This is a genomic window from Paenibacillus sp. Aloe-11, assembly GCF_000245715.1.
GTDB lineage: Bacteria > Bacillota > Bacilli > Paenibacillales > Paenibacillaceae > Paenibacillus > Paenibacillus kribbensis.
This window is the reverse complement of the sequence record NZ_JH601048.1, coordinates 100,025-123,184: the sequence shown is the minus strand read 5'-3', so window position 1 is coordinate 123,184 and position 23,160 is coordinate 100,025. Positions and strand designations below refer to the sequence as shown.

Annotated in this window: 22 protein-coding genes and 1 other annotated feature; of the genes, 13 read left to right on the top strand and 9 right to left on the bottom strand. The window is 46.4% G+C overall.

What is annotated here, in order from left to right; translation table 11 throughout:
* Both WG8_RS05490 and WG8_RS05485 read right to left on the bottom strand, forming a co-directional pair.
* Positions 1-1,644, bottom strand: a 1,644-nt coding sequence (locus tag WG8_RS05490) for a cache domain-containing sensor histidine kinase (protein WP_442950070.1), incomplete at its 3' end; no start/stop codon positions are given.
* A 64-nt stretch (positions 1,645-1,708) separates the two neighbouring features.
* On the bottom strand, positions 1,709-2,716 hold the full coding sequence (locus WG8_RS05485) for a substrate-binding domain-containing protein (RefSeq protein ID WP_007429118.1): 1,008 nt from the start codon (positions 2,714-2,716) through the stop codon (positions 1,709-1,711).
* Positions 2,717-2,922: 206 nt separating this feature from the next.
* Here WG8_RS05485 and WG8_RS05480 point away from each other — a divergent pair, with 206 nt between their 5' ends.
* Positions 2,923-4,149: an acyltransferase gene (locus WG8_RS05480; protein WP_007429117.1), complete on the top strand. Its 1,227-nt coding sequence runs from the start codon at positions 2,923-2,925 to the stop codon at positions 4,147-4,149.
* Positions 4,150-4,516: 367 nt separating this feature from the next.
* On the opposite strand, the gene WG8_RS05475 is transcribed toward WG8_RS05480, so the two are convergent.
* On the bottom strand, positions 4,517-4,702 hold the full coding sequence (locus WG8_RS05475) for an aspartyl-phosphate phosphatase Spo0E family protein (protein ID WP_007429116.1): 186 nt from the start codon (positions 4,700-4,702) through the stop codon (positions 4,517-4,519).
* Between the two features lie 227 nt (positions 4,703-4,929).
* Positions 4,930-6,327: a helix-turn-helix domain-containing protein gene (locus WG8_RS05470; protein WP_007429115.1), complete on the bottom strand. Its 1,398-nt coding sequence runs from the start codon at positions 6,325-6,327 to the stop codon at positions 4,930-4,932.
* Positions 6,328-6,555: 228 nt separating this feature from the next.
* Here WG8_RS05470 and WG8_RS05465 point away from each other — a divergent pair, with 228 nt between their 5' ends.
* Positions 6,556-7,005 carry an AbrB/MazE/SpoVT family DNA-binding domain-containing protein gene (locus tag WG8_RS05465; protein ID WP_043890811.1) on the top strand — a complete coding sequence of 150 codons (450 nt, stop codon included), beginning with the start codon at positions 6,556-6,558 and terminating at the stop codon, positions 7,003-7,005.
* A 93-nt stretch (positions 7,006-7,098) separates the two neighbouring features.
* Here the strand turns inward: WG8_RS05465 and WG8_RS26280 are convergent, their stop codons facing one another.
* Complete coding sequence (locus WG8_RS26280) at positions 7,099-7,197, bottom strand: stalk domain-containing protein (protein WP_232289054.1); 99 nt, start codon at positions 7,195-7,197, stop codon at positions 7,099-7,101.
* 182 nt (positions 7,198-7,379) lie between these two features.
* Between WG8_RS26280 and WG8_RS05460 the strand changes: the two genes are divergently transcribed.
* Positions 7,380-7,835, top strand: coding sequence for a MarR family winged helix-turn-helix transcriptional regulator (locus WG8_RS05460; protein ID WP_007429113.1), 456 nt, complete (start codon positions 7,380-7,382; stop codon positions 7,833-7,835).
* A 164-nt stretch (positions 7,836-7,999) separates the two neighbouring features.
* Positions 8,000-8,878, top strand: a complete 879-nt coding sequence (locus WG8_RS05455) for a hypothetical protein (RefSeq protein ID WP_007429112.1) — start codon at positions 8,000-8,002, stop codon at positions 8,876-8,878.
* Positions 8,879-9,003: 125 nt separating this feature from the next.
* On the opposite strand, the gene WG8_RS05450 is transcribed toward WG8_RS05455, so the two are convergent.
* Complete coding sequence (locus WG8_RS05450; protein WP_007429111.1) at positions 9,004-9,516, bottom strand: hypothetical protein; 513 nt, start codon at positions 9,514-9,516, stop codon at positions 9,004-9,006.
* Between the two features lie 336 nt (positions 9,517-9,852).
* Here WG8_RS05450 and WG8_RS05445 point away from each other — a divergent pair, with 336 nt between their 5' ends.
* From WG8_RS05445 to WG8_RS05430, 4 genes are all read left to right on the top strand, one after another.
* Positions 9,853-10,938 (top strand): glycoside hydrolase family 11 protein, encoded by a 1,086-nt coding sequence (locus WG8_RS05445; RefSeq protein WP_007429110.1) that lies wholly within the window; start codon positions 9,853-9,855, stop codon positions 10,936-10,938.
* A gap of 86 nt (positions 10,939-11,024) precedes the next feature.
* On the top strand, positions 11,025-12,095 hold the full coding sequence (locus WG8_RS05440; RefSeq protein ID WP_007429109.1) for a polysaccharide deacetylase family protein: 1,071 nt from the start codon (positions 11,025-11,027) through the stop codon (positions 12,093-12,095).
* 188 nt (positions 12,096-12,283) lie between these two features.
* Complete coding sequence (locus WG8_RS05435; RefSeq protein ID WP_007429108.1) at positions 12,284-13,219, top strand: hypothetical protein; 936 nt, start codon at positions 12,284-12,286, stop codon at positions 13,217-13,219.
* A gap of 75 nt (positions 13,220-13,294) precedes the next feature.
* Positions 13,295-13,531 (top strand): NHLP leader peptide family RiPP precursor, encoded by a 237-nt coding sequence (locus WG8_RS05430; protein WP_007429107.1) that lies wholly within the window; start codon positions 13,295-13,297, stop codon positions 13,529-13,531.
* A 111-nt stretch (positions 13,532-13,642) separates the two neighbouring features.
* On the opposite strand, the gene WG8_RS05425 is transcribed toward WG8_RS05430, so the two are convergent.
* On the bottom strand, positions 13,643-15,532 hold the full coding sequence (locus tag WG8_RS05425) for a sensor histidine kinase (RefSeq protein WP_007429106.1): 1,890 nt from the start codon (positions 15,530-15,532) through the stop codon (positions 13,643-13,645).
* Between the two features lie 357 nt (positions 15,533-15,889).
* Between WG8_RS05425 and WG8_RS05420 the strand changes: the two genes are divergently transcribed.
* The 3 genes from WG8_RS05420 (at position 15,890) to WG8_RS05410 (ending at position 19,573) form a co-directional block, all read left to right on the top strand.
* Complete coding sequence (locus tag WG8_RS05420; protein WP_007429105.1) at positions 15,890-16,126, top strand: hypothetical protein; 237 nt, start codon at positions 15,890-15,892, stop codon at positions 16,124-16,126.
* A 180-nt stretch (positions 16,127-16,306) separates the two neighbouring features.
* Positions 16,307-16,580, top strand: a binding site (T-box leader).
* Positions 16,581-16,633: 53 nt separating this feature from the next.
* On the top strand, positions 16,634-17,716 hold the full coding sequence (locus WG8_RS05415) for a bifunctional 3-deoxy-7-phosphoheptulonate synthase/chorismate mutase (RefSeq protein ID WP_007429104.1): 1,083 nt from the start codon (positions 16,634-16,636) through the stop codon (positions 17,714-17,716).
* A gap of 234 nt (positions 17,717-17,950) precedes the next feature.
* Complete coding sequence (locus WG8_RS05410; protein WP_007429103.1) at positions 17,951-19,573, top strand: DUF1593 domain-containing protein; 1,623 nt, start codon at positions 17,951-17,953, stop codon at positions 19,571-19,573.
* Between the two features lie 351 nt (positions 19,574-19,924).
* Here the strand turns inward: WG8_RS05410 and WG8_RS05405 are convergent, their stop codons facing one another.
* The gene (locus tag WG8_RS05405; protein WP_007429102.1) at positions 19,925-20,152 is read right to left on the bottom strand and encodes an aspartyl-phosphate phosphatase Spo0E family protein; all 228 of its coding nucleotides are present in this window, start codon (positions 20,150-20,152) and stop codon (positions 19,925-19,927) included.
* A 145-nt stretch (positions 20,153-20,297) separates the two neighbouring features.
* Positions 20,298-21,539 carry an MFS transporter gene (locus WG8_RS05400; protein WP_043890810.1) on the bottom strand — a complete coding sequence of 414 codons (1,242 nt, stop codon included), beginning with the start codon at positions 21,537-21,539 and terminating at the stop codon, positions 20,298-20,300.
* Positions 21,540-21,670: 131 nt separating this feature from the next.
* On the opposite strand from WG8_RS05400, the gene WG8_RS05395 reads away from it, so the two are divergent.
* Positions 21,671-21,928, top strand: coding sequence for a YqkE family protein (locus WG8_RS05395; protein ID WP_007429100.1), 258 nt, complete (start codon positions 21,671-21,673; stop codon positions 21,926-21,928).
* A gap of 330 nt (positions 21,929-22,258) precedes the next feature.
* Entirely contained in the window at positions 22,259-22,936 is a 678-nt protein-coding gene (locus WG8_RS05390) for a peptidylprolyl isomerase (RefSeq protein WP_007429098.1), read from the top strand.
* Positions 22,937-23,160: the final 224 nt, after the last annotated feature.

The following is a 23,160-nucleotide window of genomic DNA, read 5'->3' as shown; positions in this document are numbered from 1 at the left end:
CAGCTTATCGCCGTCGGCCTTCGGCTCGACCCGAATCGTGCCGGGGCCGCGTCTGGCCTTGATGCCGTGATAAATGGCATTTTCCACCACAGGCTGAAGGATGAGCTTTAATACGAACAGCTCCTCCAACTCCTCGGATACGATCAATTCCCAGCGAAGTCTGTCCCGATACCGGGTTTGCTGGATTTGCATATAGCTTGAAATATGCTCCATCTCCGAGCGAAGCGGAATGAAGTCATCCCCCTTGCTCAGTCCGAGGCGGAACAATCTCGACAGCGCCCCAACCATGTCGGACACGTCGTCTGCCCCATTTTTTCGGGCCATCCAATGAATCGTATCCAGCGTATTGTATAGAAAATGCGGCTTAATATGCTCCTGAAGACTGCGCAGCTCGGCATCCCGTTTTTGCCGCTCCCGGAGTTCGCTAAGTGACATGAGACGGCGAATCTGTCCCAGCATTCGGTTAAAGCTCCGACCCAGCAATCCGATCTCATCCCCGCGATCACTCCATGGGCGAACCGTAAGATCCCCCGTCTCTGCCGTTCGCATATAGGACATCAGCCGAAAAATTGGCTGTGCAATGGAACGCGATAAGCGCAAGGACGCCGTTAAGCCAAACAGACAAACAATGAAAACAAAACAAGCAACATAGAATTGAATTTGCCGAACCTCCAGCGTTGATTCCCCTGCCGGGAATACCCCGACCGTTCTCCAGCCCGTAAATTCGGAAGCACGGAACATGAACAGCAGTTCCCGACCTCCGGCCTGACGGGTAAACATCCCGCTGTCGCCTGCCCCGAACCATTCCAGAGGAATACGCTCAATCAGCGGCATATCCGGCATATAGACGCTGCGTCCCTCAGCATCTGTCACCATTAAATATCCGGTTTTGCCCAAGGTCACGTCTCTGGCCGCCTGCGACACAGCCCGCCGCTTGAGATCAATCATAATCACGCCCAGCACGCGTCCCGTCTCCGAATCCGTGACCGAACGGACGACAGATACAATTTCACTGTCCTTATACCGGACATGAGTGGTCACATTACGGTGGATCGGCTGTCCCAGCACGGTGAAAATACCTGCATGCTGCGCAGCCTGCCGGTACCAGTCCTCTTCGGTCAGGCTGCGCGTGCTTTTCGCATACATTTCGTTGCTAATATAGTCACCGTTTTCGTTCACGATGAGAATCCCGGCAATTTCGGGATATAAGGTCGTAAAGCCCTGCAGAAATTGTTTCATACCATATAGCGTATCCTGTGCCTGTACAGAGCTTGCTGCCTGGTTGGGGAGGATTGCCGAGTTCTGTGCCTGCCCCCCCTGATTTTCCAGCGTTACTGGATTGGCATGACCTGCATGGCCCGCATGACCGTCGGCCAGCGTCCGACCTTGCCAAAACTTCCCGATGTCCGGATTAAAACCAATCAAATACGTCATGTTCTGCAAATTTTCCATTTTGGTATCTAGTGCCTCGTTCACCTTGCCAATCAACTGCATCGTATGGTCTTCCACCTGCCGCTCAATAATCCGTTCCACCGTCCAGTTGACTAGCAAGCCTAATCCGAGCGAAGGCACGATGCCAAACAACAGGAACAACAGCATGAGCTGATACCGTAAGGGCATATTGCGCAAACGCAAATGCTGCATCCTTTTCTCCGCCCCTGCATGGATGCGCTTCCATATTTCAGAGCTCCAGGTGTGTTGTCGATCATCATTTCGCATAATAATCATCTACATTCTTCCGTGTGACCACCGAAATTCCTGTATCCACCCGCACAGGCAGCGGAGCGTTATCACCGGAGGAGGAAGGTGCCGGAATCGTCAAATGATGGTGCAGATGGAACAGATATTGAAGCGACCAATAGCCCATATTCCACGTTCCCTGCGCAATCGTTGCCGAGATCGTCCCACTACGAATCATATCCAATGTCGCTTTATTCGTATCAAAAGAAATGATTTTCAGCGGATGGCGGTTCTTTAGGCTCAGCACCGCTTCCCCTACCCCTGTAGCTCCCGTCGACTCGGTCACAAACATCCCCGCCAGCTTCGGATAAGCTTTCATCAGTCGGAGCGACTCATCCCGCGATACCATCGCGTCTGAGCGACCATCTGCCACTTCTACCACCTTCATGGCAGGGTACTGACGCTGGATGGTATCGCGAAAGCCACGCGTGCGTTCCTCATGATTTTGCTGACCAGGTACTGTCAAAACGGCGACTTCACCTTCCCGTCCCAGCAGCTCTGCCATTTTATCCGCAGCGGTCACTCCTGCCTTATAATTATCCGTTCCCAAAAAAGAATACGCCCGGCTCCCCGGTGCTCCTGCATCAAACAGTACTACAGGAATGCCCGCATCCAGTGCCTTGTTAATCGCCGGGATCAGGGAATGCGGATCCATCGCGGAAATCGCAATTCCTGCGGGTTTACGGGCAATCGCCTGCTCAATGACGGTCGTCTGCTCCTGTGCATCATAACGGGTAGCCCCTCGATACTCCACAGTTACTCCCAAGGCATCGGCAGCATCCTCAAAGCCCTTGAGACCGCTTTTCCAATACTCCAAACCAGACTGGAACGTAATCATCATATAGGTTTCTCCGATATTGCCTCGCAGCCCCTTTTCCTCCCAAGTGCCATTCAACGGTCCGGATTGTTCATACCTGAACACATAGAGCGCAAAGGCCGCAATCAGCAGCATGTATACCAGTAGCGTTTTTTTCATTTGTCCACCTCTTCTCGCGCGTATCCTTAAGCTGTGAATTTTCTGTGATTTTACTTAGATTGTAAACGCAATCATATCAAATTGGAACTACTTCCGCTCTGCCAACTTTCAGGTAACGTTAATCCTGCACTAATGTTCCTGCGTTACAATACCTACAATTGTGTTATAGAACCCTATACGTATCTTATGGAAAAGGAGTGATATGGATGAGCAAGCCGCGTATCGCGGAGTGGACAGAACTGCGGGGTCTTGCCTACCTCGCTGTCGTGCTTCAGCATTGCATTGGCGAATATATTTATCGCAGCGACATCCTGCAGCCGGATTCCGTTATGCTTGCAATGCTGTACCATTTGACACGCTTTGGCACACCGACGTTCGTTTTCCTGTCTGCGGCGCTGCTTTTTTATAATGGAAACAAACCGATTGGCTATCCCCGTTACATTGGCAGACGGTTTCGAGATATTTATGTACCATTTCTCTGCTGGACGGTTGTTTATTGGCTATGTACTCAGAACTGGTCGACTGCGCAGTGGGGAAATATTTATTTTTACAAGGGCATGCTTGAGGAAATGATTATACCTGTCAGCGGATATCATCTATGGTTTGTGGTGATGATCTTTCAGTTTTACATTTTGTTTCCCTTATTTGCAAAAGCGGCCGGGCGGGTTCAAGCGTTTCTACGTCGTTATAGCACGAAAAGACGCAAGCAGCTTGTTTTGGCTGTCATGCTGATCGCTGCTGCGGCTTATGCGCTGCTGCTACAATGGTCCTACTATGACATGTCTGCGTGGAGCACCCAGTTGCCGTCCTTTTGGCAGACCTTGTTAGATTACCGCACTTATAACTTTGTTATGTATTTTTTCTATTTTATGCTGGGCGCAGTGTGCGCTTATATGACGGACACCTGGCGGGGATTGGCCCAACAGACGTTGCCCTGGAATGTATTTGTCTTTATTGGTCTATTCATGCTCATGGGTCACACCATGCTGATCCAGTCAGGCGATACCATCAATCTCAATATTTCCACCTATCTAAAGCCGAGCACCTTTGTGCTGATTGTCTCGCAGCTGCTTTTGTTGTACGGACTACTGCTCCATTTGCAAAAAGACAAACGCTCCGAGCCGTTTCGCCGCATGCTGAACTGGATCGGACGTTATTCCTTCGGGGGATATCTGGCACATGCACTCGTGCTGTCCTTTATATCCTATTTCACGCGCCCGCTTTCATTGGGTGATCATCATTTTACAGCTACGCTCATTACGTTTATCGTCGTGGCAAGTGTTTCGCTGGGCATTAGCTGGCTGTTTGCCCATCTGCCGGGAGGCAACTGGATTGTCGGCTCCAAAGGTCGCCAGCGATTGAACTGGCGTCCGTTTCGGTTCCAGTTCCCTTCGTCCAAACGTGCTTCCAAAAGCACGCAGGAGCTTGGCTAATGGAAAAGGCGGCTCCAGAAGAGCCTTCCAAAGCGAATACATTTTTTGTGGAAAGTTTCTTCTATATAAGTTGAACTTAAGTTACCTTTTGCAGGGCTCTCTTATGGAGCTCTGCTTTTTTGTTGGCTTGGTCTGCCATATTAAATAATCACTTGTTTCTAGTGCCGTCAGCCTGGCTACTATTGCGAATGCAAAGTATGCATCTCCTCCAGCTTATTAACATTTTATGACATGGATATGTATTTAATTTTAAAATAAGTCATTATATAGAATAATCATAAACGTTATGTGGGAGGAGTCATAGTTTTGCATAAAAGGAATGGGGGGATGGAATGAACATAGCATCGTCGTTGTCAATGATTTGGCTCTAAACATAGTGAGGCTGCTTCTTGGTCTGAAACATACGATTGTACTGATTAATCAGTTCATCCAAAAGCATAGATTGCTCAAGTACACAAGCATGTCCGAAGCCATACTCTTCGTAAAGATCATGCAAGTGTTGTCTGGCGTGCTCCATCTGTTGAATTAATGTTAACGTTTCATCCCTGTTCATCCTGCATACCTCCTAATGAATCTCATTTTAAGGAGCGATGCCCAACTGCTTTAGAACCTTTTTTGAATCAAAAAATTACAAAATAATACAAAAAAAAGACCAGCAATAAGCTGGCCTATAGTAATGAATTAGTGCTTGGTCAAGAACCACCAACGTGTCCTTGAATTTGGTTCGTGCCAGAACTTGGATTTCCGGCTTGCACTGGTACTGTGAATACCAGCAATAAACTAGTTATTGCCAAGCAGAAAGCCATCTTTTTTATCATTTTTTTCCCACACCTCCTCATAAATAGATTGGAACTGAGCTTGTGTTTCAGGAGCCGCATGTGTTTTGAAATGAGAAAACAATCCAAAACAATTAGCAATAAGTAGTACATGATTAATTGTAACAGCTTTTTCAAAAGCGTTTATTAAACAATTGAAACCATATGGATATCTACCTTTATTCAGGCTGTATTTAGCCATTTTATACCAAAATCGTACGTATTCTTCCGGTAAAACTTGTTGTGTATACATGTCAGAAGATGACGGCTCCTGATAAGCTGTAATCTGGTATTCAAAACGCTGGAGGATAGGGTCTACATCCACATTGTATCGATTAGCCACTTCAAGGACGTTCAATAGCTCGGCAAAAATCTCTTTTTCGGCAGCCATATGCTCTACGTAATCCGGCAAAACACTAATATCACCGGACATAAGCCTGTTGACGTAAGTATTAATTTTCGCCCATTGTTGATATTTCCGCTTCCAATAAAGCGTATCAGCGTCCTTCTCCTTTACCCAACTTAGATCGGCATAACCACGAATATGTTCTAATGCCTGTTCATGATCTCCTTTTGCATCACAAGCATTAGCACACAACAATTCGGCGTAAACTATGTATACAAACAGTGGTCTGCTTAGCTTTTTTTGCAACTCTGTCCCTTTTCGCTTGGAGTTGTGAATCAAATTATATTGGAGTTTTCCTAATTGACCCATTTGAGATGCAAACTCATAAACCTTGTCCCACAGGCTTAATGATCTATACACGTTTGCTAAATCTTTCAAACCATCTAGTTGCTCTATCTCGTCTAAGCGATCAACAAAAGGGGCAAATTCAATGGCTGCTTGAAGATTGACGGCCCGATCCTGTCCGACGTTGATTTGGAACAAGCGATACTGACAGGTCGCCAATCGCTCTGAATGCTGCTGCTTCTCACTTTCAGCCACCTTTTTGTAAAGGTATGCCGCTGCTTCATTGTAACCGTCTTTGTACACATTTTCGGCAACATCAAAGAGCGATGGCAGATAATTGGGGTTATCCAACAATAGAATTACAACCCGCTGCAAGCAATCCAGTCGCCCTAGCTCAATGCATCGGTACAGGAATGGGCTGATCTTTTTCCAGTTGAGCGGAGATTCTTCAATGCACTCTTCAATGTAACGTTCGTAAAAATAATCCGGTGGTAAATTCATTCCCGCAGTAATACTGTCCAGTTGGTGAACAGAGATTGATCGGTTGCCTGTCACAATGCCACTAACTGTACCTACATTCAAATCAATCGTGTGACCAAACTCGGTCATGGTTAAGCCTTTTCGTTTTAGATAGGTGTGAATTTCTGCCTGTATCGTAGGTGTGATTTGCATGGATAAACCACCCTTTCAGCATTTTCATAGGTTTCCAATTTTAATAAAAAAATATAGTTTGGAAACTAATAGTATAATTATTGTTTTTACATTCATAATAATACCATCTTTTGGAACAACAATAAATACTTTCACTTTATTGTTTTTCATCTTTTTAATAGGAGATCATTGGATGACGGACGTTTACCCGCTCCTATCATTCTAATTTGCCAAGAAGGAGAAGATCACTTGAAAAATACAGGTATGACACGTCCCTTGGATACATTAGGCCGGATTGTTATTCCTAAGGAAATGCGAAACTCTATGGAGATTAAGACTGGCGATCCTATAGAATTTTATGTAGATATTGAAACAGGATTTTTGAGTATGCGGAAGTATATTGGAGTCTCTTGCAATTTGTGCAGTTCAACCCAAGATTTAACCTATTTCAAGGATTCATTTCTATGTAAAACATGCATACTCAACCTGAAAGGAAACATAGGTGTAAGTCCAATACCTGTCCCTGTTGTTAAGGAACATGCGTATAAAGAAAAACGAGCAAATCGGTCGTCTTCACAATATTGGGTTGAGAAGCTAAAAAGACTTATGCACGAGCATCCAACAGCCAAGCAAGGTGAATATGCTGAATGGCTTGGCGTATCCCATGGCCGTATTTCCCAGCTTAAAAAGCTGTTATAGGTATCGCTCAGCTCGCATTCAAGCGAAACTAAATAACCAGTCGCTGTTTGATTTCAAGCGACTGGTTATTTTAACTTTTCATTAGCAGGAAGACTACAGCATTTTTACTTGGCCAGCACTTCGTATAATGACAGTGTTCCTCTCCGGTTTCCAATCTACTTCTGCTTTAAAAGCTTCGCTGATAAAACGCAAGGGTACAACAACCCAGCATGATGTACTTAACTTAATTGTTGCTCAGGCCCCACCGTTGCAAGATACGAAATAAGCGCCCAACTAGACTGACAGGGCTGACTACTGTGACAAATCTCCCTGACAAAACCTGTTATTTTTGAGATCGTGTAGATACACGAAACAGTATAAAGAATGGAGAACCTATGGCAACGACAGGGAAGAATAAGAAATCTTCGCAGGAGCGATCACCTTCAGTCTGTACCTGCATCAATCTGCGCCGTTCCTCGATGGCTGTTACGGGACTGTATGACCGGTATCTGGCCCCGAGCGGACTCAATATTAGCCAATTCTCGCTACTCAAGCACTTAACTGCGCTGGGACCGGCAAGTGTAAGCGAATTGGCGCTGGAGATGCGGCTCGACCGGACCACGATTGTGCGCAATTTGAAGGCACTGGAGCATAGCGGATATGTAGAGGATACATCTGCTGAGGGCAGTCGCAACCGCTGCCTTACTCTGACAGAGAGTGGAAGAACGGTATACAACGACGCAGCAGAGCTTTGGGAGGAGGCGCAGCGTTTTTTACAGGAGTCATTGGGAAACGGGGAATTGCAGATACTGACCTTACTCTTATCCAAAATTGAAAATTTGGGTTTGTGATTAGCCGCCTTCTCATACATGAGGTGTTTGCTCAATTCGTGTATATACACGAAAAATGAAATATTTTTCTGTAGTAAGAGATCAGCGATATACGTTAGCCCGCATAAGGCTTCTGAAAGGAAGCTTTGCTGTGAACAATAACCACGGAGAGGGATGTGGATAGGATGCTTGAATCCGTACCGGATATGAGAGAAAACATCATAGCCGAGATGAAAACCTATGTGAGCGAAGACAAAGGCAATGTTTGTGAAGAATTACAGAGTCCTTATTACGAGGAGCCAATTATTCAATTTGCCGCGGCCAATGATCCTTTATTTGAGGAGTACAAAAGAGTGGTAGGGCCCGACCACGCCACGCCGCAGGAAGCATTTGAACGTTCCTTTGGAATGGGGAGTTTTGATGGAGGCACCGTTATCAGCGTTGTGCTGCCGATCAGCGAGACGATCCGCAAGGCAAATCGTGCGCAAAAAGATAGAGCCTCAAGGGAATGGGTGCTGCTGCGAACCTTTGGGGATGAATATTTTGTACAGTCTGCGAGGCGGCATTTGACGGGATACTTAGCAGGCCTCGGTTACCGTGCGGTTGCGCCGCTGGATACAGATTGGTACAGCATCCATGGTGCCGCAGGGGGGCCGATCTCCAACTGGTCGGAGCGCCACATTGCATATGCTGCGGGTCTTGGCACCTTCAGTATCAACGACGGCTTCATCACCGAAAAAGGAATTGCCATCCGCCTGCTGTCCGTGGTGACCGATCTCAAGGTGCCCCCTGATGCCAGAACATCTTCAGCCACAGGCCATACCGGAAACTGCCTGCTGTGCAGCAAGGGCATCTGCGGTGTGTGCATTACCCGCTGCCCTGTGCAAGCCATCAGCAAGGACGGCGGACATGACAAAATCGCCTGTATGAAATTTGTGTACGGCCAGGCATCACGGGACTTTGCGGTTCTAAACGGCGGCGAGGCCAAATCGGGTGCTGGCTGCGGACTGTGCCAGACCAAGGTACCCTGCGAGAGCAGGAATCCGATGCGGACCGCCCGGTGAATATGGAACCCTTTCCCCCATTCACAAGGGCGTTTCCGGATTATTCCAGAAACGCCCATCTTTTGCTCGCCTATTTTTATCTGCGTTGTACTGCAACCAGCCTACCGGACATCCCTTTTTTTAGTCTAGTTTTTGTGAACCGAGGTTGAAGGTGTCCCTGACTCCTGCTTCAATTGAGCTTCATGTGGAGCCCCGGGCTTACGGTCAAATGTAATCGGACCTTTACGGTTAACGAGCCGTTTCAGATCGACAGTCATTTCATTTTTCAGCTTATCAATAAGCTGTTCCTCTTTGATTCCTTTGCTTTTTGCAATATCGGCCAACGATTTTCCTTGTCCCAGCTCATTCTCCAATTGGGCAGGAGTGATGCCCAAAAGCTTGGCTACTTTTTCGTTCAGATGATGATTCCAGCCGCCAGGCCGTTTGCCATGTTCGTGCTTGTGAGCATGCCCTTGTCGATGGCAGTCCTGTGGCTCCGTATTCCCTTGACCAGCCTTACCTTGAATCGAGTTGTTGGGAGTAAGAGCTTGCAGTTGGAGACTCGTTTCTATATCAGAAGCTCCGGCCGTCCCCGCACTACCGTACATCATTACTCCTCCATACAGAGTAGCAGCGATCAATTTCCATTGTTTTTTCATGTTGCAGACCCTTCTTTCACTCTTTTTCATCTAATATTTTCTCTTTCCGCTTTTTTTATTCGTTTTCATGCCTGTTACATCCATCTTCAATCTACTCTGGCTTTCTTTTTACCTTGGGCTCCTTATCATGGAGAGTAAGCAGGAATTAAATAACTAAACTTTTTACAGTATATCTTAATTTTTTGCAGGTTAAATATTAGGGAATCTATGGTAAAATATTTTTCGTAATCGATTACAATTCAATTTTTGGAAGGAACTTACGTATTAAGCTTACTACGGGCTGAACAGCATCATAGTCAGACTAAATGCAAATGAACCAAAAAGGAGGAATGCCAAATGAAACAAAAAAGAATGAGGTTATTTTTGGCGATTTTAATTTGTTTTTCACTTACATTACCAGCAGTAACCGCACAGGCGGCAACAACGATCACCTCAAATCAAAGTGGCACCCAAGACGGCTACTACTATGAGTTGTGGAAGGATTCCGGGACTACAAGTATGACTCTCAATAGTGGTGGCACGTTCAGTGCCCAGTGGAGTAACATCGGAAATGCGTTATTCCGTAAAGGAAAGAAATTCAACGAGACCCAGACACATCAGCAAATTGGAAATATATCCGTAAACTACAGTGCCAACTACCAGCCAAATGGCAATTCGTATTTATGTGTCTATGGATGGACGGTTGACCCGCTCGTAGAATATTACATCGTCGATAGCTGGGGCAGCTGGCGTCCGCCTGGAGCAACGTCAAAGGGCACGATTACCGTTGACGGGGGGACATATGACATATATGAGACTATTCGAGTCAACCAACCTTCGATTAAAGGCAATGCAACTTTTAAGCAGTATTGGAGTGTCCGGACGTCGAAGCGCACGAGCGGAACCATATCTGTTAGCGAACACTTCAAGAAGTGGGAGAGCTTAGGAATGACAATGGGCAAGATGTATGAAACTTCGCTTACGGTAGAGGGATATCAAAGCAGTGGGAGTGCTACTGTGACTAGTAATACAATTACGATCGGCGGCAGCTCCGGCGGCGGAACTACTCCTCCTCCAAGCACAGCTACGAAAGTGGAAGCCGAGAGTATGACCAAAGGCGGTCAGTACACCGGAAATATTAGTTCGCCGTTCAACGGAGTCGCTTTATACGCCAACAATGATTTGGTGAAATATACGCAGTATTTCGAGAGCGGCACCCATAGTTTTTCACTCCGTGGTGCTTCGAACAACTCCAACATGGCCAGAGTCGACTTAAAAATCGGTGGACAGACGAAGGGTACCTTCTACTTCGGCGGGAGCAATCCTGCGGTCTATACCCTAAACAATGTCAGCCATGGAACCGGAAATCAAGAGATTGAGCTCGTTGTAACAGCCGATAACGGGGCATGGGATGCTTACATTGATTATCTGGAGATCAACTGAAATCCCGAATCTAGTAGAGAGTTGAAGCGGTTCGGAGTGACTTGAACAACCATACTAGCCATTCAAAAATGCTAGGAGGTAGAACCATGTTTATGGCTAAAGCAGGAAAATGGGTGGCGATCGGGTCGCTCGTCGTGTCTTTGTTCACGGGCTCGCTGGTGATTTCCGACGACGAGGCGCTTGCGGCCGAATGTTCGAACGGCTATGTAGCATTAACCTTCGATGATGGTCCGAATTCCCACAACACCACAACGCTGCTTAACACACTGAAGCAAAACGGCTTGCGCGCGACGCTCTTCAACGTTGGACAGAACGCACAGAATTACCCGTCACTCGTACGCGACCAGCAGGCAGCAGGCATGTGGATCGGCAACCATTCATGGTCGCATCCGCATATGACGCAACTGAGCACCTCACAGATGTCATCGGAAATTACACGCACGCAACAAACGCTGCAGTCCATTACCGGCACGGCACCGAAGTTGTTCCGTCCGCCGTACGGCGAGACCAACGCGACCTTGAAGTCCATCGAGACCCAAAACGGTCTTACCGAAGTGCTGTGGAACGTTGACTCCCAGGACTGGAACGGCGCCACCACCGCCCAGATCGTAGCCGCCGCGGGCAGGCTGCAAAACGGCGACGTGATCCTGATGCATGACCAGTATCAGACTACGCTCCAAGCGATCCCGCAGATCGCGCAGAACCTCAAGAGCCGTGGTCTTTGCTCTGGCATGATCTCGCCAAGCACCGGCCGGGCGGTCGCGCCTGACGGCGGAAGCGGTGGTACGCCAAGCACAGGTACAAAAATGGAAGCCGAGAGTATGACCAAAGGCGGCCAGTACACCGGAAATATCAGCTCGCCGTTCAACGGAGTCGCTTTATACGCCAACAATGATTCGGTGAAATATACGCAGTATTTCGAGAGCGCTACCCATAATTTTTCACTCCGTGGTGCTTCAAATAACTCCAACATGGCCAGAGTCGACTTAAAAATTGGTGGACAGACGAAGGGTACCTTCTACTTCGGTGGGAGCAATCCTGCGGTCTATACAATAAACAATGTCAGCCATGGAACCGGAAATCAAGAGATTGAGCTCGTTGTAACAGCCGATAACGGGACATGGGATGCTTACATTGATTATCTGGAGATCAGCTGAAATCCCGGAGCAGTAAAAATCCCGGCGGGATCTTCCCCGCCGGGATTTTTGTCGGTACCCCCTGCATGAGTGATAGCTAACGCAATGTAAAAATAACAAAATCTTGCAAAATCGCAATCTGATATACAATGGCGGGTAACAACTAGAAATCGCTATATATATAATCATAAGAGATGCAGGTGATAGCGATGGAATGGTATTTTGCATACAAACAGGAATTAGAGGACGTGTTTCGTCAAGCGGAGGAGCGAACAGCTGCGTTCCCTGCTCCGTTTCAGCATCAGGGCCTGGACTATCTGGCCTGTTTTAACCCATTGCGGGAAGACAGCACACGGAACTACATATGCTACTTGCTTCCCTTTTGGCTGCAAGAAATCACCGGGCTGGCTCCCGAAATATGCCGAAAGCTCTCGCTTGGCAACGTGTTTGTTATGGCTCACTATTTCATTCAGGATGATGTGATGGACACCGCAACAGACAACCGTAAAACACAACTCGCCTTAAGCCAGCTATTTTATACCGAATGTCTAAGCATTTATCGGGACCTTTTTCCCGCGTCCTCCCCTTTTTGGTTACATGCCAGAACATATGTCGATGAATGGGCCGTTAGTGTGACATCCGAGGGGACAGAGGACTATTTTCAAGGAAACCGACATCAGGTGGCGCTGAAAGCAAGTCCGTTAAAAATGGCCGGGACGGGCGCTTTGCTGCTTGCAGACCGTGCCGACCTAATCGAGACCATTACAGATATGACGGATACGGCACTGCTTGTACTCCAAATGTCAGATGATTGGGCGGATTGGGCGGAAGACTGGGAGGAACATAGCTACAATTGCCTATTGTCCCATATCAGTGCCGAACAAAAGATGGCTTATCGTGAAGGCTTGAATCCAGAGATGATTCAGGAAGCGATTTATGTACGTGGCATGCTTGCCAGTTATGCAGATATTGCTGATCAGGCAGTCCAGCAGTTGGAATCTATGGAGCCTTCCATCCCCGGACTGCATGCATTTGCACGTTCCATCGCTGAGGACCTAGGCGAAGAAGCCGCAGAAATTGAAAGCGGACGCTCTCATTTGAGAAGAGGCGGGCTCGATTTTTGGATCTCCAAAAATATGAAATAATGCTAGATTTTGATGAGTCTTTCGTGGTATACTGGCTAGGTAAATATAACCAATTGAATGAGAGGGTGATTTTTGATGGCTACTGAAGTTCTTCAAACACAAGTCATTCAAAAAGCTTGGGAGGATGCCAGTTTCAGAGAAAAACTAATGACAGATCCCAAATCTGCAATACGTGATGTGTTAGGAGTCGTGATCCCCGATCATATCCAAATCAAAACGTTAGAAGAAACACCTGATCAGTTTTATCTGGTCATCCCTCCAGACCCTTCTGGCGTGCTCGCCGCATCCCAGAAACCTCGCTCGATGTGGTAATGACTGTTTCAGTACATTTGTACTCTAGTTCTTAATAACAAGAGGCTTAATCACAAGCGGGTGGGTTCAGCAAGCTTCCTTCCGTTTTCTCCGAACGCAAAAAGCCGGATATTATCCGGCTACGGGGAAGCGGATGGTCGCTTCTGTTCCCACCCCTTTTGCACTTGTGAAAGATATTTTTCCATTCATCGTTTCAATAATCCGAAAGGTCACCATCATCCCCAGGCCCGTGCCTTTAGTCTTATTTGAAAAATAAGGCTCACCCAGTCTCGATAAGGTCTGAGCATCCATTCCTTCACCATTATCCCGAATATGAATGACAGCTTCTCCGTTGTCTACATAAGCCCATATCTGAATATGACCCTGATCCCGCAGTGCTTCAATGCTGTTTTTGATAATATTAATGAACGCCTGCTTGAACTTGGAGGAATTCCCGCGTACTTTGATTTCCTGGGGAATATCCAGCGAAATTTTACCGCCTTGCAAATTAGCCATCGGACTAATGATTCCTTCAATATGCTTGAATTCGTCCAATATAGTCAGCGTTTTGGTTTGTTCAAATTCCGGCTTGGCAAAGGTAAGAAAATCGGTAATAATCGCGGAAGCCCGATCTAGCTCCTCCAGCGCAATATACAGATAATCTTTGTTTTTGCCATCCTCCTGCTTGCTCATCAGTTGGAGAAATCCGCGGGTAACTTGAAGTGGATTACGTACCTCATGCGCTACAGATGCAGCCAGATCGCTGATGATCTCCATTTTTTCCGAACGTTGAAGCTCATTATTGAACATCTCCAGCTCTCTGGAATAGCGAACCACCTGCTTATGCTTTTCAGCCAGCCTTCTGCCCAAAATCGCAATCAACGCCAGCACAAAGCCGAACACGCCCCATTTCCACAGGAACAAATTATAGTGTCCTTCCCGGATGAAGAACCAGGTCAGCTCACTAATGGAGATCACTGCGAAAAAAGCAAAGCCTGTCGATAAAATAATCGCTTCGTGATCTCCCTTAAGTGCCCTGCGAACCGAAGCAAACACCAGCAGTACTAGCAAAGCCACGAGTAATACATACAGGACTGTTACACTGAAGAAATAATACACATCGTTTAACCGCTCTTGTGCACCCAAATTCACAACCATCATGGTGAAGCAGAACAGGGAGTAGGCAGTTAACACCTTTCGAAACTGGCGAATCAGTAGAATCGAACTAATATTTTGTTCAAAAAAGTACGCTAGTGAAGGCAACAAGATGAACATTCCCACATCAAAGAGCTGTAAATACAGCTTGCCAAAGCTGCGATAGAATGTATACAGAAAAGGCGAATACGTCACAATCATCAAACCGATGGACAGTACAATTGCGCTGAGAGACAGCCACATGGCCATACTTGGACGGAACAGAAAGAACGAGCAGATCAGCAGTACCAGGGCAATGAAGATGAACGTACTGCCTAGTACGATATCCAAAACATCCATTCTGACCAAATTCCCCAGCAAGTCGCGATAATCACCAGTGATCACATTTCCAATAATACCTAGTCTATTCCGGCTGCTTTCTGTCCATATGTATAATGTTTTACCGCTATCTTCCGGTTTCAGCGGAATTAGAATACGATTGTTCTCATAATTGTAACCACGGTAGGATTCGTAAAAATTGATGCCATCCTTATACAGCGTAATATGCCGGCCATAAATATTTTCAAAAAGCACCGCCGGCGTTTCATCATATAGCGATGGCAGACGAATACGAATCCAGGCGGAGCCGATATTGCCGGGCTGCGTGGGCAACTGTGAATCGTCCTGAATATGCATCCAGGTCTTGCTAGGGTCCCTTACTTCATCTAGAGATCCATCCTCCCCTTCCGCTCCCCATCTCATATCCCACGAGGGGATCTTATATTCTCTTTCCGGGGTCGTCTTCGTCGCGTAGGCGGGGTGGCCCAGCGACAACAGCATCACTATGACCGCCAGCAAGGCGGCGACAGCTTTGGGCACATGCCTCATATTTAAGCACCTCAAAGTCACAAAGTAGGATTTACAAATTTGTATGTATTTTTACATTTTTAAACGTTCTGAAATAATATTATTCTATAAGATGATGTGCATACCTTCTTCAAGAGAAGGGTATCATGTTCTTTTTACTCAATCTTTCTAAAATCTTCATATTGGTTAATAATCATTAATATTCCTCCCCATCCTCTTTATCATATCACAGCGGTTACGAAAAAAACGGTTAAAGGGAATAGGCATATCCCTATTCGCATGATTTTAACCTCTGATAGACACACTAAATCAAGGTTTAGCCATTTTACTGTTTGGGTAAAGTCAAAATAAACAATCTAAGTAAAGGAGCTGAGCAACATGGCCAAACGTGACGATCGCACAACCGAGCTGCATGACTATGATTTTGAGCCTTCCCTGCAAAATGCGGAAACCAACTGGGAAAATCTGATCGAAGAACCGGATACCCCATTGGAAGACGTTCCTAATGCCGATGAACTGGCACCGGACAGCCCTGTCGACCCTTCCGCTCCCGCCGAATTCCTGCATGGGACGGATTTACTGAACGGCACCGACGGGGATGAGGATGAAGGGTGATGAGGTGCAGGATTTTGCCGAAGACAACCCACGAGGAGTCGCATCGGCAAAGCTCGTACCCATAGATGAAGGCAGATAAAAGGACCGATTCAAAACGGTGCAAAAACTGAACTGGATAATCAGGGCTTGCCTTCTGCACCTACTTTGTTTAAAATAAGGTAAATCTTTTGAATACCATGATCAAAGACATGGACGGAGACAAGTAAACGTCTGACCGGATTCCCACAGAAAGGTACGCATTGCTGAGAGCGTACCGCAATCCCGCGTTGAAATTCACTCCCGAGTCGAGCCTTGAACCGACAGAAGGATTCATTCCTTTGTCCGCATTAGAGGTTTCCGGAAGCCCCCGTTACGGGCATTAAGCTCAGAAGTTACTGCCATCAACTGAATTAACGTTGACGACTCGTATGTATACTTCTGTAATTAGGGTGGTACCACGGCATTCGTCCCTTGTGACGAGTGCCTTTTTGTGTTAAAAACAAATTTTATTCAGGAAGGGTGTACTGTATGTCGAACAATGAAAATTCTTTGGAGCTGCTGCGGGAACAGCTCGATGCTACAAACCTGCAATTGCTGGAGCTGCTGTCCCAACGCGCTGAATTGGCGGGAAAGCTTGGAAAATTAAAGGAAGCACAAGGGGTACCTGACTTTGATCCGGTGCGTGAGCAACAAATGCTCGACAAGCTGATTGCGGCTAACCGTGGACCTTTTGACGATGCAACGATTCGTCAGCTGTTCAAAAATATTTTCAAGGCTTCGCTGAACTATCAAAAAGAAGAGCACAAAAAGCATCTGATCGTCAGCCGCAAAAATCAGCCGGACAGCACGGTCATCAAGGTCAAAGACACATTGGTGGGTGGCAAGGCCTCCATCATGGTTGCAGGTCCATGCTCGGTGGAAAGCTACCAGCAAACTCGCGAAGTGGGCGCGGCTCTCAAAGAGGCAGGTGTACCGATTCTTCGCGGTGGTGCGTTCAAACCGCGCACATCCCCGTACGATTTCCAAGGGCTGGGCATTGAAGGTCTGCAAATTCTCAAACGCGTAGGCGACGAGTTCGGGCTGGCGACGATCAGTGAAATCGTCGATCCAAGACATTTGGAGGAAGCCATCCAGTACATCGACATCATTCAAATCGGTGCGCGCAACATGCATAACTTTGAGCTGCTTAAGGCTGCGGGTGAAACGAGAACTCCGGTTCTGCTCAAGCGCGGACTGGCTGCAACCATGGAAGAATTCCTTCATGCCGCGGAATACATCGTTTCTCGTGGCAACACACAAGTCATGCTGATTGAGCGCGGTATTCGTACGTATGAAAAATGGACCCGCAACACGCTGGACATTTCCGCTGTACCGATTTTGAAAAAGGAAAGCCATCTGCCTGTACTGGTTGACGTAACTCACTCCACAGGACGCAAGGACATCTTGGCCCCTTGCGCCAAAGCCGCACTGGCTGCCGGAGCTGACGGTATCATGGTAGAGGTTCATCCGAACCCGGCAGTCGCTCTGTCCGATGCTCAGCAACAGCTGAACATTCCTGAGTTCAATAAGTTCATGTCAGAAGTCAAAGAATCCGGTTTATTCAAAGCATAAAACAAAGTTTATGCAAAGCTTCATAAATCGCTTTCATTTTCTCGGATTATGTTGTAGAATCTAAACAGGATTGTGACTGATCATGCAGGCAAAACCTAGATATATGTATGCGCCATTTCTATGGATGCATATATGTATTTAGGTTTTTTTTATATCAAAATTCATGAATAAAAAGAATGCCTACATGGTTATAATCCTAAAACATCCTAAGAACGTTCAGAGAGGGGAACAGAAATGAGAAAAAGAAAAGGGTTAAGCGCTTTTTTGTTAGCTATGATATGTATTTTGATTATCAGTGGTTGTAGTGGGAAGGCTCCCGCTGTTACCAAGGATGAAAGCGCTGTTCCAGCAGAAAAACAAACGGAAGCTAAAGTAGAAAATAAAGCAGCCAAGGCCAGAACGGTTATCACTACCGATGGAGAAGTAGATGACATGAACTCTGTGATTCGCTTCCTTCTCTATTCCAATGAAATGGACTTGTCCGGGATCGTACTGACCAGCTCTGTATATCATTATGCAGGGGATGAAAAGGCCGGCATCAAGCCATTTAGATGGACCGGAACACAATGGGTAACGAATATGATCGATGCCTACGGAGAAATTTACCCTAACTTAATCAAACATGCCGATGGCTATCCAAAGCCTGAATATATCAAGAGCGTTACCAAGATAGGCAACATTTCAAATAAAGGTGAAATGGACAAGGACACGGAAGGCTCCAATTTCCTTAAAACACTTTTCCTGGACGATGACAAAAGAGATTTGTACGTACAAACTTGGGGTGGAACCAATACCACAGCCAGAGCGCTAAAATCCATTGAAGACCAATATAAAAATACAGACCAATGGGAAACGATTCGAAAAAAAGTAAGCGATAAGCTCGTGCTGTATATCATTTTGGACCAGGACGACAGCTACAATAAGTACATTGCAAAAAATTGGCCTGACATCAGAATTATCAATGACCAATCGAACTTCTGGCATTTTGCCTATGCATGGAAAAAGCATACGGAAGAAGTAAACAGCAAGCTGCATGGAGAATGGAATCTCAAAAATATCAAGGATGGTCACGGCAAGCTGCTGAGTATGTACGCTTTGATGGGTGATGGAAATATCATCAAAGGCGAATTGGATGAAGAACAAAGAGGCACTGAAGCCTACTTGAAGAAAAATCCTCAATATAACAAATATGACTTTATTTCGGAAGGGGATTCTCCGTCCTTCTTCTATCTGATTGATAACGGCTTACGGAGTATGGAAAACCCGACCTATGGAGGCTGGGGAGGCCGCTTTGGTGTCGTTAACGATAAATTATCTAGAAATACCGTGTTGGATTATGATGTATACACAAAAAGATTCGAAGCAGAATACTCTCTGATGCGTTGGTTTGATGATATTCAAAATGACTTTGCTGCTCGTGCGGATTGGGCGATTGCATCTGACTACAAAGGCGCCAACCACAATCCAACGTTGACTGTTAAAGAAGGATTGAATCTGACTGCGAGTCCAGGGGAAAAAATTACGTTGCATTCGGAAGGCTCCGATCCAGATGGGGATCAATTGACCTATAAATGGTGGAGATACTTTGAAGCAGATACGTATGAAGACTCTAAAGTAAAACCAGCAGAGGTTAAACCCGAAATGTGGGGTAATGTGCAGATCGGACTTCATCAAGAGGTAGCTAAAGGGGAAAAGCTGAACACCATCGACCTGCAAGGCAGTGACACGAATACCGTGAGCTTCACCGTTCCTGCAGATGCCAAATCAGGAAATACGATTCATATCATTGCTGAAGTACAGGATAATGGAAAACATACGTTGAAACATTATCAACGTGTCATTGTAACCGTAAAATAACCGGCGGAACAGGCCAGTACAAAGGCTCATGGGAGTACAACACTCCATGAGCCTTTTATTTATGCATATCGTAATCATCCGGGGGCATCCACCCTCTTACATTGGGCCTGTCCAGATTTATCAAAAAAGAATATATCTAAGTGAAGCCAAAGGATTTAGCTACGATTTCATTTAGTGGTGTATTGGGAATCACTCTTTATTTCTCTATGGAGAATATAGAGGTTAGGCCATGATAGGGATATATTTCTTGACCTCGGTAGGGGAAAGTTCAGATGGCAAAAATCAACTGGTCGGGAATTTGATATTGATTGGAGCTTCTTTGATGAATTTGGTCCCTAAAGCTGCCAAATGCTAAGAACTAAGGACTTCACTAAAAGTTTCTCGCTCAGCCGGTTGCACTTGTGCAGTCGGATTTTTTTCTTTTATATAAAAATGGCGGTTATATTGATTGATGAGGTTATCCAGAATTACAGACTGTCTAAGCACACTGGCGTGGCTGAAGCCATGTTTTGCTTGCAAAACATACAGCTTTTGACGAGCTTTCTCCAGTTTTTGACGTAAAATGTCGTCTCTTATCATAATATATCCCTCCTTGTCATATTATCAGTTTAGAGGGTTATGAATAAGTTTACTAAAAGTAAAAGTTTGGGATTAAATATTTATTAGCACAAAAAAAGACCTGCTTTGAGAGCAGATCTGTAAAATGAATTAGATATTCCAGCACCTATCCAGCAGTATGGACATCCCCGTCCGTTGCCTTATGGGAAGCTGTAGCTGAAGCTGTGAAAACTTCTTTTCCTTTCGCCCATAGCAGCAGCGCCGCAACCAGCAGCATGCCACCGTTCAGCACAAAAATCCAGCGAATCGGCATCCAGCTGCCGAGCAAGCCACCAACCAGCGGAGCTGCCATCGTCGCCAGCTGTGTAGCCGATTGATTCAAGCTAAAGGCACGTCCGCGAAATTCCGGCTTGGTGACCTCCACTGTCATCGCATTGATCGCTGGGATGACGGACGCATAAAACAAGCCATACCCAAAGCGAAGCGCACCAAAGCCAAAAAAGTTGGTTACAAAAAATTGCAAAATATTCCCGATTCCAGAACCAATCAGTCCGATCAGCAGCACTTGTGCAAAACCGATCCGTCCGCCGATTCGCCCCCATCGCGGAGCCATGAGCACAGCCGCAATGCCTACGGCTGAGAATACAATCCCCGAGCTTAAAGACGCCTGGCTGCGAACAACTCCCATCTCAAGCACGTACACCGTAATGAGCGGCTCCAAGATCATGACGGAGAAGGTACTCAGTCCGGCCAGAATGAGCAAGAAGTACAATGGTCGGTTAGCCATAGCCTCCTTGATATCATCACGGACATGCGAGCGGGTGTCCGTTTTCTTAAAGCTGTCCTCTCTGGTACCAAAGGTCGCGATTAACGCAGAGATCAGCACAAGCGCCGCAGAGAACAAAAAGGCATTTCGATTACCATAATAATGACTTACCACCCCGCCAATCAGCGGGCCTATAATGCTGCCGGTTGCCCCGGCGGTCGCCATAATGCCAAGTGCATATCCCGTTTTGTCCTCGGGCGACCCCGTACCAACCAGTGCGATCGCTGCAGGAATAAAACCGGAGAGAAGGCCCTGAAACAGGCGTACTCCTACGAACACATAGGGGTCTGTCACAAAAGCACATATCAGGTACAATGCCACCAGACTAAAGCCGGAACGAATCAGCATCGGCTTGCGTCCATACTTATCTGCAAGCGAGCCCCAGAACGGTGCAATGAGCGCACTGGCTAAAAAAGTGATTCCAAAGGCAATCCCCGACCACAGCTCCAAATGATCATTGACGCCCATTTCCGTATTCAAAAAAATAGGTAAAAACGGAATGGATACCGAATAGGCCATGCTGCAAAACAATACCCCTATCCACAAATTAACCAGGTTTCGCTTCCAATATAGATGATACATGCTGCCACACGCCCCTTCTGCTCATACCATTATTACCCTCTCCATTAGAAAAGTCCACTGCAAGCCTCGTTCTCCAAGCGTGGAACAACTACGAAGAAGCTGATATAATCGAATGGAATGGAGATGATGACATGGCTAAAAAGAGAAATTCGTCGATTCCCGCTCCAGCAGCTCAGGATAAACCTGCTACGTTAAAGGATCTGCTGAGCCAAGATGTGCTGAATAAGCTTAAGGCTCAGGCCAATGAAGCCCAGGCAGAGCAGGACAAACGCAAGGAAGACGAACGACAGCGTGCCCTCGAAGCAAAAAAGGCAGAACAGAAGAAGCTGGACAACAACTTTGAGCATTTGCTGAATAACAGTGATTTGGACTGGCACAAGTATAAATAAGCCAAAACCATTTCGGTTTTGGCCTATCATTTGCGCTTTATATTACAGCCAGTCACGAATATGCTGTACCGAGTACAACACCCCTATCCAAACCGGAAGACTGAACGCCACACCCCATATGAGACCTTTAGCCAGCTTTTTGTCTACCTCCATCATGATCCTGCCCCTTTCCTAGGGAATAGCAGCAGTATGGGTCAAGAATACGGTTTTCAAACCAGTATTTCCATATCCCAGCAAAAAAGGTATGATAGAAAATGGAAAAGTGCTCTGCGCTGCCCCCAAACCATAATTTAGGATGTCATACCATCCAACCTTTCAGGAGGAATATCAATGAACCAAAAAACGATACGCCCATGGTACATGTTGTGCCTTCTGGCCATCATGCTCGTGCTTGTTGGCGGATGCGGCACAAAAGCGACCGACGTGGAAGCCGCAAGCCGGACAAGCAATACAGCTCCTGCTGCGACTAAAGACAAAAGCAAGGCTGTATCCCATCCCATCGTTACGATTGTCATGAATGATGGTAAAAAGATTAAACTTGAGCTGTACCCTGAAGTAGCACCGAACACCGTCAACAATTTCATCTCTTTAGTGCAAAAGGGCGCTTACAACGGTACCATTTTCCATCGTGTAATTCCGGGCTTCATGATTCAAGGAGGCGATCCGCAAGGTAATGGTACAGGCGGTCCCGGCTACAGTATCAAAGGTGAGTTCAAGAGCAATGGCTTCAACAATACACTCAAACATACACGCGGTGTATTATCTATGGCCCGCTCGGCGGATCTGGATTCAGCCGGATCACAATTTTTCATCATGGTTGCCAATGCGGACTACCTCGACGGTCAATATGCTGCTTTCGGTAAAGTGACGTCCGGAATGGAAGTGGTCGATGCCATCGTCAACTCCAAACGGGATAGCAATGACAAACCGCTCAAACCGGTTACGATGAAAAAAGTAACTGTGGACACGCTGGGTAAAAAATATCCGGCTCCAGTCAAAGTAAAATAAGATAAAATTACATTCAAACTCGTCTTTCAAAACGAGGGGACAGCAACGACCTTGTGCATTATGCATGAGGTCGTTTTTGCATCTCCCCTGATGCTTTCTAAGCTGCAGTCTCTGAGATGTAGTAAGATTATATACACAAAAGGAAGCGTTTTCAATCATTATTTTAAAACTTAAGGAACATCCACTTCATGCTCTGGCAGGTTGCGATGTGCCTTCCTGCCCTT